This window comes from Desulforhopalus sp. (assembly GCA_030247675.1).
Taxonomy (GTDB): Bacteria; Desulfobacterota; Desulfobulbia; order Desulfobulbales; family Desulfocapsaceae; genus Desulforhopalus_A.
The window spans coordinates 1,065,178-1,078,184 of record JAOTRX010000002.1 but is presented as its reverse complement, the minus strand read 5'-3'; the positions used below and the strand labels follow the sequence as shown (position 1 = coordinate 1,078,184).

The 13,007-nt window shown below is 61.7% G+C and carries 10 protein-coding genes; all 10 read right to left on the bottom strand.

The window, feature by feature from the left end; translation table 11 throughout:
* Nucleotides 1-13: 13 nt before the first annotated feature.
* The 10 genes from OEL83_04725 to OEL83_04680 all read right to left on the bottom strand — a co-directional run bounded on the left by OEL83_04725 (nucleotide 14) and on the right by OEL83_04680 (nucleotide 12,906).
* Nucleotides 14-877: a hypothetical protein gene (locus tag OEL83_04725; protein ID MDK9706333.1), complete on the bottom strand. Its 864-nt coding sequence runs from the start codon at nucleotides 875-877 to the stop codon at nucleotides 14-16.
* Nucleotides 878-895: 18 nt separating this feature from the next.
* The gene (locus OEL83_04720; protein MDK9706332.1) at nucleotides 896-1,258 is read right to left on the bottom strand and encodes a hypothetical protein; all 363 of its coding nucleotides are present in this window, start codon (nucleotides 1,256-1,258) and stop codon (nucleotides 896-898) included.
* Between the two features lie 12 nt (nucleotides 1,259-1,270).
* The gene (locus OEL83_04715) at nucleotides 1,271-3,661 is read right to left on the bottom strand and encodes a DNA adenine methylase (GenBank protein ID MDK9706331.1); all 2,391 of its coding nucleotides are present in this window, start codon (nucleotides 3,659-3,661) and stop codon (nucleotides 1,271-1,273) included.
* 103 nt (nucleotides 3,662-3,764) lie between these two features.
* A complete protein-coding gene (locus OEL83_04710; GenBank protein MDK9706330.1) occupies nucleotides 3,765-4,118 on the bottom strand; it encodes a hypothetical protein in 354 nt (117 codons plus the stop codon).
* Nucleotides 4,115-4,627 (bottom strand): hypothetical protein, encoded by a 513-nt coding sequence (locus tag OEL83_04705; GenBank protein ID MDK9706329.1) that lies wholly within the window; start codon nucleotides 4,625-4,627, stop codon nucleotides 4,115-4,117. The genes OEL83_04710 and OEL83_04705 overlap by 4 nt, the downstream gene beginning before the upstream one ends.
* Nucleotides 4,624-9,213, bottom strand: a complete 4,590-nt coding sequence (locus OEL83_04700; GenBank protein MDK9706328.1) for a minor capsid protein — start codon at nucleotides 9,211-9,213, stop codon at nucleotides 4,624-4,626. The genes OEL83_04705 and OEL83_04700 overlap by 4 nt, the downstream gene beginning before the upstream one ends.
* Nucleotides 9,213-10,721 carry a phage portal protein gene (locus OEL83_04695; protein ID MDK9706327.1) on the bottom strand — a complete coding sequence of 503 codons (1,509 nt, stop codon included), beginning with the start codon at nucleotides 10,719-10,721 and terminating at the stop codon, nucleotides 9,213-9,215. The genes OEL83_04700 and OEL83_04695 overlap by 1 nt, the downstream gene beginning before the upstream one ends.
* Nucleotides 10,722-10,835: 114 nt before the next feature.
* Nucleotides 10,836-12,359, bottom strand: coding sequence for a hypothetical protein (locus OEL83_04690; GenBank protein MDK9706326.1), 1,524 nt, complete (start codon nucleotides 12,357-12,359; stop codon nucleotides 10,836-10,838).
* Complete coding sequence (locus OEL83_04685; GenBank protein MDK9706325.1) at nucleotides 12,359-12,637, bottom strand: hypothetical protein; 279 nt, start codon at nucleotides 12,635-12,637, stop codon at nucleotides 12,359-12,361. Before OEL83_04685 ends, OEL83_04690 begins: the two co-directional genes overlap by 1 nt.
* Complete coding sequence (locus OEL83_04680; protein MDK9706324.1) at nucleotides 12,634-12,906, bottom strand: hypothetical protein; 273 nt, start codon at nucleotides 12,904-12,906, stop codon at nucleotides 12,634-12,636. The genes OEL83_04685 and OEL83_04680 overlap by 4 nt, the downstream gene beginning before the upstream one ends.
* Nucleotides 12,907-13,007 lie beyond the last annotated feature (101 nt).

Here is a 13,007-nt window from a genome sequence, read left to right as displayed (position 1 = left end):
GTCACCTCCCGGATTACGGAACCAGTTTGACCTTGGCCATGATGTCAGGGCGGGTAATGCCCTGGCCGATTTCGGACCACACCAGCCAGCCGGTCTTGAAGCGGGTCTTCTGATCGATGGACTCCGTCTTCAGGTTTTCGCGCACCGGCATCTTTCCGACCTCTTCATCCGGGACGATGATGATCTCGTCCAGCGGCATGGAGGCGGTCAGCAGAATGCCGCCGGTGCCGTAGTTCTTGATGACACCCTTCTGGCGCAGCTCGAGCTTGGTCTGGGGATCGAGGTTCCAGCCGCGCATGTCGTTGAACCGGCGGCCGCGCATGACGATGTACTTCACCGACAGCTCCAGGTCCTCGATGATCGAGATGGCCTCGTTCAGCGCCTCTTCGGTGAGCAGGTCGCCGGTGACCTCGATGGTGTTGGTCGCCGGGATGGCCGAGGAGAGCACCGAGATGGTGCGGCGGTCCATCTCCTTGCGGATAGCGTCGGCGGCGCTGGTCTGGATGTCCATCAGCGTGCCGATGTTGCCGTTCTTGAGAACGGAAACGTCCACCATCGGGTTGGAGTGGATGCGGTTGGTGGGGAACTCGACCTCGTCCTTGCCCACCTCCTGCTCCTGGGCGTCGCCGTCCTTGCTGATCCAGTGGGCCTTGACGGTCGGTTTCTTCTGGTAGACCGGACGTTCGCCCTTGGGCAGCGTGTGCTTGGTGAGCAGCAGCGAGGAGATCTCCTTGCGCTTGATCTCCTGTTCGATGGGCGCGGCGATGGCGGCGGCAAGAGCTCGCATGCCTTCGGGCGACTCGAGAGCCTCGCTCATGAGCCGCGCCATGGTTTCCATGTACTCCTGGGAGTGGATCTTCAACTGATTGGTTTTCATGTGCGTTGGCTCCTTGGGTTAGACGAGCAGGCGGAATTTGAGGACGCCGCTCTGTACGGAAATGGCGTGGGCGACCACGTGCTCCCCGGCCGCGACGCCGTTGGTCAGGCGACCGCCCGCTGAAACTTTCAAGTCGTCTCCGGCGACGACGGTTCCTTCGAAGGCGTCGGTCTCGTAGACGCCGCCGTCACAGTAGATGCCGGGCATTTCACCACCGGCGTAGTCCTTGATCAGGATGCCGAAGGAGCGCTTGGTGGGATCGGTGTTGACGGCGAACAGGTCGTCGCCGACCACGCGGACCACCTGGCCGAGCTGGCCGTCGCCCTGGAGGTGGCCGTCGCCATAAGCGAGGCTGCGATGACAGGGATTGATGAATGACATGGTGTTTCCTCCTTATGCGTTGATTTGCGAGTGTTCGGGAGAGTCCTCGCCGACACGGTTGCGGTAAGCGGCCATGAACCCGTCGCGCAGGCGGTCCTCGAGCGACACCTTGCGGTCGTCCACATCGTGGGGCCGGACACCGGCGTCGCTGCGCAGCGGGGTTTCCGTCGATGCCTTGGCGGCGGGCTTGCCGCCCTGGTCGCTGTCGGCGGGTTTCTCTTCCTTGTCCGCTTTTGCCGATTTGGGCAGGCGTTCGTAAGCAGCCTCGGTGGCGGCGAAGGCTTCGTCGGACAGCTCGGCCAGGCGTTTCAGCTCGGCTTCCCGGTCCTCATCGGAAGCGAAGGAGAGTCCCTGCTTCTCCAGACGGGTGAGCAGTTTCTTGGCCCGGGAGCGGCAGGCGGCCGCCTTTTGTTCGGCTTCCAGTTCCTGGACGCGTTTCTGCAGCTCGGCGACCTGGGCCTTGAGCTGCCGGTTTTCCTTTTCCAGGTCGGTAACGCGGGCGGGATCGCCTTCCTGCTGGGCCGGTTTCTTCTTGGCCGCTTCGACGGCCTGGTCATCGGTGGGTTTGGTTTTGTCTTCCATCGTGGAATCTCCTTCGGGTTGGGATTGGTCGGGCTGGCTCTGAAGGGACGCCACCTGCAGAATCCTGGCGTTCTCGTCCGCGCCCTTGCGGTCGAGCAGCCCCAGTCCGGTGAAAGTGACGCCGTGCAGAATTTCGAAAACAGGTTGGCCGCCCACATCACGGCCCTTGAACTTGCGCAGGTGGGTGCAGTAGTCGGCCTTGTTCTGGAAGCGCTTATGGCAGACCGAACATTCGCCTTCCTGGTAGTCGCACTCCATGGAGACTTGGGAGATGATCCCGCGCTTCATCAGCTTGTAGGCCAGCCGGGCGGCCGGGGTGTCGTGGACGTACAGCTCGCCGACGCATTCCACGCGGCCACCGTTGTCGTCCTCCAGGTAGTCGGCGGCGACGATGCCACCGACGATGTCGTTGAACTCCTGCGAATGTTGCAGATCGACCTTCTTGTTCACGGCCGTCATATGCCGACCGGACAACTCCTCGGCGGTGAAGTGATCGCCGTTCTTGTTGGTGCCGGTGCGACAGAGCACGAAGCTGAACTGGGGGTCGCCCGCCGAGCCGACATCCATGGCCTCGGTCGTGAGGCGTTCGCCTTCGCCCAGCCGGATATCCACGGGGATGCTGGTGTGGAAGTTCGCGGCGGCGGCCATCGGAACGGGCTTCTCCTCCCGTTCGGCGCTGGCCTTGGCCCCGGGAGCGCAGACGAACAGACGCTCCTTGGCGTTGGAAGCCTCGCCGTGCTTGGAGGTGATGGCGTAGTGGTGATCCTTGGACTTCATCCGGCTCTGCTTGCCGAAGGAGCCGATGATCCGCTTCATCTCCTGCTCGTTGGGATAGGCGTGATCGCGGTAGGAAATCAGCCAGTGCGGGATGTGCTTTGCATTACCGAGAAAAGTCTGGAAGAACTCGTTGGCGTTGGCCTTGGTGACGGTCTTGTGGTCGGTCTCGTAATACTTGACCTTGGTGTCGGCCTTGATTTCGAGCCCTTCCCAATAGGTCATGAGCCCCTCCACGAAGTGGTAGGCCCGCTCGTAATTGGTGGTCGAAAACTCGGTGGCGTAGGGCGGATCGAAGTAGGCCAGATCCGCCTTGGCTTTCGGCAGCAGGTCGTTGATGTCCTGCCGGTATGCCTTGTTCTCCTTGTCGTTGTCGAAAACCAGGGCGTTGATACGCTGCAGGTTCTTGCGCAAGCGATCCTTGAACTCGTCGGGGGTGTCCTGGCGGCGGCCATAATCGGTGGACGACGAGAAGTGGCCAAAGCCACCCTTGCCGCTCATGCAGGTCTTGCCGAGGCCGAACAGGGCGATGTCTTTCTTGAAGCCGGAGAGCTTGTCGCAGTTGGCGCGGATGGTGTCGATCAGCGCATGGACGCCCTTGGCGAAGAAAATGCCCTTGAAGTTGTCCTGAACGAAGCTGCCCGCCTTGGCGTTGTCGGCCAGGAGTGCCTCGATCTCGTCCTCGCTCAGACGAACCGAGTTGTTCTCTATGATCGCCTTGGCGGCATGGTGGCAGTAGCGGAGCCGGTCGTTGGCGATGACCTGGAGGCCCTTGGTCTTGTACATGTAGGCCACGACCGCAGACCCCGAAAAGGCGTCGAGCACGGTGCCAACGCCTTCCGGGGTATGCTTCCAGATCCAGTCGACGAGCTTCTGCTTACTGCCGATGTAGTTGGTGATGTACTTGGGGCGTTTCTCGGGAGGGAGCTCTTCAGGAGCGGACTGTTCGGCGGCCTCGGTCCCAAGCGCATCGGGATCGAGAGTCAGCGCCGCATCGGCCTCCAGTAGAAACGCCAGCCTTTCCAGGTCTGTGGCGAACAGTTCCATCAACGTCTCCGGTCAGTTTGCTGTGCTCTCCGCGACCTGCGGGGAGCGTTCAGCGGTTACTTACCGGAAGCGTCGGCGATGTGTCGGAGGGTGACGGAGAAATTCAGCGGGTGGGGTTCAGCCGGGCCAGAACGGCCTTGCCGCAGGCGTCGAGGGAGGGGTATTCGTCGCTCTCGGTGATCTCGGAAAAGACCCCGTCATAGGGGGAGCGGGACAGCCGGTGATATTCGAGAAAATTCGCCGGAAGCGAGGTGGCCTCGGCCTCGACCAGACGGTTGACCACCCAGGCTGCCTCGTCCTTGCGGTCGGCAAGCCCGTTCGGCCCCCGGTCGAGGTAGTACATCTCCACATCCAGACCGGGACCCGGCCCCTGAACCCAGACGCCCACGGGCACGTATTCCGGGGCGGTGGCTTGCCGGTCGGCCATTATCGAGTCGATCATATAGCGCAGTTTCATGACCAGTCCTCCGCGATCCGGAGATGCTCGACCAGAAGCTGGGCGTCGATCCGGTGGAATCTTTCGGCGTTTTTCTGACGGTAGGCGATCCAGCGTTGCCAGTCCGCCGCGAGTTCGGGCTCCGAGACCGGCTCGATCATTTCGACATAGTGAGTGCGGCCCAGATCGTCGGTCAGCTCGACAATCAGCCAGCCTTCGGCCTCCTTGCCGTCATGTTCGGCCATCAGGGTGTCTTCGACCCGGACATCGACCACTTTGATGGTGTGGGCGTGCTGAAAACCCTCGTCGTAACCGAGTGCCTTCCACAACAGCCAGAAATCGGTGCGCAGATGGTTGCCAGCAGCGTCGAAATGGGGTGCGATCCGGGTAACGGTGAAGCTGTCCACCAGGGTGTCCAGAAAGAGATCCCCGGATTCTCTGACCGTCATGCGGCTGCCCCGGCTGTTGAACCAGTGCAGCGATTCCTGCAGCCGCCGTTTCTCCTGTTCGATAAAGTCCTTCATGGTCATTGTTTGCGTTTGCTCCAGCTTTGCGAGGTATGGACGATATCCTCCACCTTGCGCCCGTCGGGCAGTTTCTTGATGCCACGCCGGGTGAAACTCTGGATGATCTCCCGCCGTTCGTTGTCGCTTCTGGCCACGATGAACTCGATGTTGTCCAGCAGCGTCACCGAGTATTTGAAGATGGTTTCGTTGCCATGGCGCTGCGAGAACCGCTTCCAGTCGTCGATGCTGGCTCCCCGGTTGCGCTGCACGTAGTCGTCGATCACCTTGCCGTAGGCGTCATGGTCGTAGCTGATGGCGTCCATGCGCCGCAGCATCTGTTTCTTGAAGTAGAGGGCCGGTGAGGCGTCGCTGGCCGGTTGCTTCTTGATCCGGGTGAAGAAATAGCTCGCGCCGCCGGTCTGCATATCGGCCACCGGAGACATTCCGCCCGGAGCCACGCCCATGCGCATCTTCTCGACCGTGCTGACCATGGCTCCGTTGTTCTCCATGATCAAGTCGATGAAGCCGGACATGCTCTCGCCGTTGGTCAGATCGTGGACCAGCGAATAGCCCTTCATCTGTTTTTCCAGGTCCTCCTCGGTGATATCGAACCGGAACTGGTGCCGGTATCCGCCCTTGGCGTCGCGGTCTAGGAAACCCGCCTGATATTCGCCCAGCGGGTTGTATCCGGAAAGCTGGGTGATGTCCTGGACGCCCAGCTCCTTTTGCCAATAGCCGCGCAGGGCCTGGACCCGCTCTGTGGTGGTGGCGTTGCGGTCATCGAGCGATTTCTGCAGCCGTTTGTAATCGGCGCTCTTATCGGTCTTGCGGATGTAGGCAAGCTTTTCGAGGTACATCTGCTCCGCATTTTCCGCCGTGGCCACCCGGGTATCGATCCCAAGCTGTTCGAGCTTTTCCAGCATCGCCTCGACCCGTCCGGGGGTGGCATCACCATCCAGGATCATTTCCAGCTCGCCGCGCTGGGCATAGAGGTTGGTGTCCGACCAGGGGCGATAGCGGACCCGGGTTCCGTCCTCGAAGGTAACGGTGTACTGGTGTCCGTCCTGCATGCGGGAGTTGTGATTGAACAGCGTCCGGTTGTCGATGTCGTCGGCCTCGACGGTGATGGTGCCGGAACCGATCCTGCGCTTGGTGTGGGTCACCTTGCCGCGTTCCACCTTGAACGGCGGTTTCTCCTTGGGTTTCTGCGCGTCGAGCTTGGGTAGATACTGCTCGAAAACGCCGTTGGTAGCCCGATCCCAATCGACGGATTCTTCGATCTCCTTGACCCATTTCAGATAGTGGTCCGCCATCTCCTTGACCTTGGGGTCGGCGCTCTTTTGCAGGGTCTCCAGTTTCTTGCGCAGGCGCAGGGCCTTGTCGATCTTGGTCCGGTTGTACTTGCCGTCGCCCACGTGAAAGTTGACGTTTTTGACGGCGTCAAGAATCGTCGGAAAGAAGCTGTCTTCGACCAGCGGTTGTCCCTTTTCCCCGGCCGCCGTCTGCACATACCTGCGTAGCACCTCGTCGATGCGGCGGTCGGTGTCCGGCCGGATCTTCATCTTGACCACGGTGCGCTTCTTCCCCTTGAAGCTCTCAGTGAAGATCAGCGCATTCTGGTCCTCCACGTCGCCGCTGTCGAAGGGCAGCGTCTTGCCCTGCCAGCCGAGTTTGCGGGCCTCCTCGACCAGGGTCTCTTCGGCGGAGGAGAGCAACTTTTTCTTCCCGGTGGCGGCGCTCAGCTTGTCGAACCGGAAGCCACGATCCCCCAGCACATCGGCGTAATAGCCTTCGAAGTCCAGCCGGAGATTGTGTTTCCGCTCCAAGGCCAGATCGTAGAAATGCCGCAGCCCGGCCGGGTCCTTGGAAAACCGTCCCTCGGCGTAGGGCCGCAGCAGATCGAGGTAATCCTCGTCGGCGATCTTTTCGACTTCCTGGATGTAGCGCAGGGTCGCGTTCGGATCGACCCGTACCTTCCCTTCCTTGGCCGCCCGGAAGACTTTGTTGTAAAACGGCTCTTCCTCGCCGCAGACGCCGTTGGGGTGATAGTCGAGCGAGAGCTTGTCCTGGCCCAGAAACTTGAAGGCCTGGCCTTTGTCGATGCCGTAGACGCGACCGTCCCGGGCACGGATGAACTGCTTGGAATGTCCATCGTGGTTAGCGATCAGCCAATCGACCACATGCTCGCGCTGGATCTGCTCCAGTTCGATGGTGGTCAGATCCTGGGGCAGGATGTTGCGAAAATCGAAGTCGTCCCGCAGATCGGTACGCCATTTCTGGATGGAGCCGGTGCGGCCGTTCAACTGGATGGTGCGCACCTCGATGGAATGGGGGTCGATCAGGCGGCCGATCTTGTAGGCTGCTTCCTCTCCGAAGGCGATGAACTCATCGTCCTTGCGGCCAATGGGCTTGAACAGCCATTTGTCGCCGTTCTCATCGGTCCAGAACTCCTTTTCGTGTGCGCCGCCGACAGCGGCCTTGCCGGATTTTTTGAACTTCGAAGGCGTACTCTTCTGCTGCCACGCGGTATCGATGGTGGCGAACTCCGCGCCTTTCTTGCCGATCTTGGCCTCGGGCGGCTTGACCGGGCTCGGCTGTGGAGCCGGTTTCGGCGGATCTTTCTTCGGCGTGGCGGGCTTGGCAGGAGCGGTTTTCTTCTTGCCGCCATGCTTTTCGGCCCAGGCGGCATGCTTGGTGTCGATGCTGGCCTGAATCGCCTTGATTTTCGCCGGGTCGGTCTCGGTGAAGAGCGTGGTCAGCTCGTCTTTGTTGGCCCATTGCCAATACTGTACCTTGGTCTCCTTGGCGAGCGTCTTGAGCTCCGCCGATTTCAGTTTGCCGACCTGATCCTGGAAGAGCTGTTTTTTAAGGGCGATTTCCTTGCTGTGGGCCGCAAGCAGATCCTGGGGCAGATCGGTGCCGCCGGAAACCGCCTGTTCCGCCTTGGCAATCGAGTCGAGGAAGTCCTTGTAGCCGGTCGGCGTGTCGGGAACGACCACGGCCTTGGCGGCGTCTTCGAGTGCCGTTTTCTGTTTCTGGACCAGCTTCTGCTTGGCCTCGTCGACGGCCTTTTTCTTGACCGACTCGGCCATGTCGGCACCGGCCTTCTTCTGCAGCGCCTCGACGAGCTGCTGCTTGTTTTTGAGGATGCCGATGCCGTGCTTCTGTTTGGCCGCCGCGAGTTCCTTGCCCATCAGGCCGCTGTGATCCACGCCGGGCTCCAGCTTGTCGAGCAGCTCGATGGTCTCCTGTTTGGTCATATTGAGGGAGATGCCGTTCTCCTTCGCCATCTCCTTGAGCTGCTGGGCGGTCATGCCCTCCAGGCCCTCGGCTGGAGGGATCTTTGCCATTTGGGCGGCGAGCAGCTTGGCCTGTTTGAGCTCCGCCTGCTTCAGTCCGAGCAATTCGACCAGTTCTTCCTTGGTCCGCAGCAGGCCGATCTTGTGGTCCTTGAGCTTGGCGCTGAGCGCAGCTCCGGCCAGGTCACCGTGATCGATCCCGGGTTCGGCCAGATCGAGCAGCTTGATGAAATCGGCCTTGGTCCGGGCGATGGCCACGCCGTTCTGTTTCGCCAGGGTCTGGAGCTGTTTGACCGTCAGCGAGCCGAGGTCGGCGATGTCGCCGTTTTCAAAGGCGCTCTTGAGCTTGGCGTTCTCCTTGGCCTGGGCGTCGGCCATGCCTTCCAGTACGTGGGGCGGGAGAATGCAGGCGTCCCCCTGCGATGCCTGGGTGGCTGCCTTGGCGACCATCTCGCTGCCACAGACGGTCATCGGCCAGGCCACGATATTTGTGCAGCGGCAGTGCGGGTGCGCGGGTTGCTGGGGGAACTTGTCGATGGGAAAGGTCTTGCCGTCCAGGCCGCCGCAGACCGGGCACATGCGCTCGTCCTCCATGGCCAGCCATTCCAGTTTCTGGATGCCGACCCGCTCGTGGAACTTGAGCCTGCCCATGTTGTGGGCGCGGAGGACCTCGGTGCGGGCGATCATCTCCATGCGGTACTGGGCCTTGCTGAACACCCGGCTTCCGGCCTGGCGAAAGGAATCCTTGTCGATGATCACCTTGCCCATGTCCCGGACGATGTCGTCGGCTCCCTTGCCCGTGGCGATGCCGTTCAGGATGGTGCGCTTGATGCCGCCTGCGAGTTCGCGGTGAACGTCACCGGCGAGTGTGAGGTTGTACTGCGCCATGAAGTCGAGGGCATTGGTGTCGACGATGGTGAACACCTTGGTGGCCAGCTTATCGATGCCTTCGGGCTTGAGGTCGGCGTAGAACGGCAGCGCCGCGTCGGCGAGCTCTCCGATTCCCTGCTGGATGCCGAGCTTGAAGGAGTCCTTGGTCGTCTTGCGAAAGACCAGGGTCTGCTCCCGCTTGAGCCGCTTCATGCTGTCGTCGAGTTCGAGCTGGAGCTTTTCCAGCCCCTTGAGCGCGGCGAGCTTGTTGTCCGGCAGGGAGCCGAGGGAGCGGTACTGGAGGATGGCGCGGCCGACCTCGTCTTCGGCCTGTTTCAGCGCCTGGGTAAGCTGGGCCGTAACCTGGTCGTTGTAGCGGTTGCGGGCCGTCAGGCTCTTCAGGGTGGCCGCCTGGATGCGCTGCTTCAGGTCCGATGGCATCAGCGGGGCTCCCGGCGGTCGATGAAGCGACAGGCCGGGGCGTCGAAGGTGCGCTCGCTGTTGTGGACCCGGCAGTGGTTGGTGTCAGCAATGAAATGGCTGCATTCGTCGCACACAGCTGCGTCGCCGGTGGACTCCAGGTCGCCCGACCAGACCAAAGCCGCCTCCGCCGTGGGTTCATCGTCCTCGGCCGGAATCCCAAGCATCTTCCGAGCGCGAGGCACGCTGAGAATGCCGGAGACGACCATATCCACCACTGGCTTCACCTGCTTCTCGTCCATCAGGTCGATCTGCTTACGTTCTGTCTCGCGGTTGGCAGCCTCTATGTCCGGGTCCAGATCCATCTTGAGCTGAAGGCTGGAGCGGCTGATGAGCTTGCGGTCGTAGAGTTCGATGAGGAGTTTCTTGAAATCGACCGCGTCGCTGGGGTCGAGGTCGTTGAAGATGAACTGGATGCTCTTGTCGCCGTGGCCGTTCAGATCCATCCAGTCGTCGAACACCCAGTCGAGGAGCTTGCGTGCGGCCTGTTTGATTTCGCGGATCATGACCATCATCTTCTGCATGCTCACCGAGGCGGTGGCGAAATTCGGGCCGTCGCCGGTCACCAGCGAGCGTGAAAGCCCCAGGGCCACCACGATGTCTTCCTTCACCTCCTTGACCTTGTCCTCGACGTTGAGGACCTGGCCGTCGGTGCCGTGGGTTTCGACGTTGACGTAGAACGGGACCACCAGGCCGCTTTTCATGTCCATCTTGTTGACCATGTCACGAACCTGTTCGAGCATCCGCTGGTCCGGCATCACCATCTTCTGGCCGAACGCGCCGCCCACCTTGAGCAGGCGAAATGGCGTGGCCCAGCGCTTGGCGATGGCCTGTTCGGCCCGGCGGTAGTCGCGCAGCAGTTCGATGGCTTGAAAGGCGGGAAGCACGAGGGAGTTGCCCCGGGGCGAAAAGGCCGGTGCGTCCCATTTGAGGTGGACCACCTGCTCGACGGGCAGCGGGATGGATTCCCCGCCGCCGGGGGTGTCCTCGGGAAATTGCCGGGCCTCGATCAGCTCGCCCTGGGCGTATTTGACTTTGACCGAAACCGGGTTGACGCAGACCAGTTCCTCGATGTCCTGGCCGGACTTGGTGAAGCGCTTGAAGCCGATGGCGTCACCTTTCACCAGGAGCTGAAGAACCATGTCCTTGATGAATTGCGTGATGTTCAACCGCCAGGCGGCCTCCAGTGCCTGCTCCTTGAGGGTCTCGTCATCGCTGGTGATTTTGATCTCGTCGCCCACGGCGAAGGTGCGCCAGGAGTTGACGCAATTCTTCACCAGCGGCTCCTCGACGTAGTATTCCCAGGCCTTGCGGGCGCGTTCTTCCCAGGTGGCCGGAATTGCTTCTGCGGCGTTGACCTTGCTGAAGGCGGCCGAGTCGAGCGCGGCCGCTGCGGCCAGCGGCGCGATGACAAAGCCGGTGGTGTCCAGGCTTTCGGGTTGTTCGTCCTGATGGGCAGTGCTTTCCACGTGATCCTCTCGGTAGTTTCGGCCATGACAGCCGCACATCCGGCCCGTGTGGGCCGAACCCGGCTGGATGCTGGTTACTTACCGGAGCGGGGTGGAAAGCGTCGGAGGATGCGATCAGATGAAGACCGGATTGGTGAGGACCGGCTTGAGCGAAACCACCTCTTCGCCGACCGGGTCGAGGTTGCCTTCCTCCCGGATCAGCATGGCGCAGCGCACCGCGTCGATGATGTGGTCGTTGCCCTTGGAATAGATGATTTTGCCGTCCCGCAGGGTGTAGGTGTGGGTGGTGAACTGGTCTTCCACCTCCAGGTCGTCCGAGGGGAAAATGAGCTGCTTGCGTTGCAGAGCTCCGTTGATGAGGCTGGTCATCAGCTCCTTGGTCCGCTTCTTGATTTCCTTGCCGTCCCGCACCGCCAGCCGGGTCATGCCGCCGAAGTCGTATCCCTTGAGCCTGCCTTCCAGCTCCAGCCCTTTGTACTTGTCCAGGGTGAGCAATTCCTGAACCACGGCCAGACCGTTTCCGCCGTTGTCCACGCCGATGCCCGCCGGGGTGTAGTAACGCTCCAGCAGCGCGATGATCTGGGCGATGTGCGGATAGGAAACGTGTTCGAGATGGACGCGCAGGATCATTTTCAGCAGCGTCCGCTCGCCGATCTCCAACTCCTGGAATACGACAATCTCGGTGGGATCGTTGGTGTAGCCCAGGTCGCCGCCGACCCAGAACTGACCGCTGCGGGGCGTGAGGTTAAGCAGCATCTCCAGCCGGTCATGGGCCGCTTCCTCGGTGTCGCAGTCGCGCATCTCGGAATCGGTGATGACGATCTTCTGGTACTCCAGCAGATCCTGCCGACAGAGGTTGAACTGCTCGACATTGAAGGCCCCATAGGAGGGCTTGCCGTGTTCACCGGCCACCTCGTGCTGCCAACCGGAGCTGTCGCGGCCACCGTAGAACTCCAGCAGTTCGGCTTCGCGATCTTCGGTCCACAGGGGGTTGAGCCAGGACGGCCAGCGGAACACATGGAACTGCTCCGATGAGGTGAGCCGGTAATAGGTGGTGTCGCGCAGGCCGTTGGGCGTTGAGTAGATGCGTAGCGTCCCCCCGGCCTTGAGGCACTGGCGCAGCGCCTTCCAGGCCCGTTCGGTCAGCCAGGCTCCTTCATCGACCCAGACGCGGCCCACGTGCAGGGACCGGAAGGCGTCGCCATAAGCCCCGGCCGGGCGGAAATAGAGCACCGAACCGTTGGTGAACTCCAGGCGGAAATAGGGTTTGCGGTGGATCTTGGGCTTGCCGTACTTGGTCAGGGCAATGCTGTTCATCAGATCCGGGTTGGTGTCGAGCTGGAACTCGATCTCCTCGATGATGGTATCGAGGTGCCCCTGGTGCGGAGCCGCGATGAGGCCCTGGCCGCCCCGGGTGGTGAAGGCGTAATGGAGCGCGTCGGTCGAGAGCACAATGGACTTTCCCACGTCCCGGCCGTCGAGGTGGATGATGTTCTTGGCCGGGCAGCGCAGGTCCTCCACCTGGTGCGGCCAGTAGTCGCGGCCTGAGCCATCCCGGTTGTAGAGGTAGGCTTGCCCCCACAACACGGGATCGCTCAGGGTCGCCGCGAGTTTGCGCTCCTTGTCGGTTACCGCCATCAGTGCATTCCCGTCCTCAAGGCGTTGCCGAGGATGGTGCTCACCAGTTCCGTCAGGATCTGCTGCACGGCCAGGGTGTTCTTCCGGTCGTGGACAGCTTCCTGAATGTCGATGATGGCCTGGTCCAACTCCGCCCAGGCCAGGTACTGCTGCTGGGCCGCTTCCAGACGGCCGAGGGCGTTCTCTATCCGTCCAGCCGCCAGCTCGGTGCCGATTTCGACCAGGGCCTCACCGGCCTGGCGGACGGCATCGCTGTTTTCCTGAAGGATCTCTTTCATTGGCCTGCCTCCTGGTTCGAGCCGTTGGCCCACTGGTCAAGGGCGTCCACGGCGGTCTGCAAGCGCAGGCCGACACCGGTCAAGCGTTCGGCGTCCGGGTGGCCGACCTCGCGCAGCGCCTTGTTGGCCTCGGTCACATACTCGGGTGTGTGGCGGTTGACGGTGGCCACCGCCGACTGGATCTGGGCCGGAGGCCGGTAGGTGGCGCAGCCGGTCATGATCCCGGCCAGGACCAGCGGGATGGTCCATTCGAGTGTCTTCTTCAACATGTTGATCTCCTTTGGTTTATGGGTTTGGGGCACATGCAGAAAGATCTCTGCAAACACTTGATTTCCAACGAAATAGAAGCGTCATTGGATGTGACGCGGGA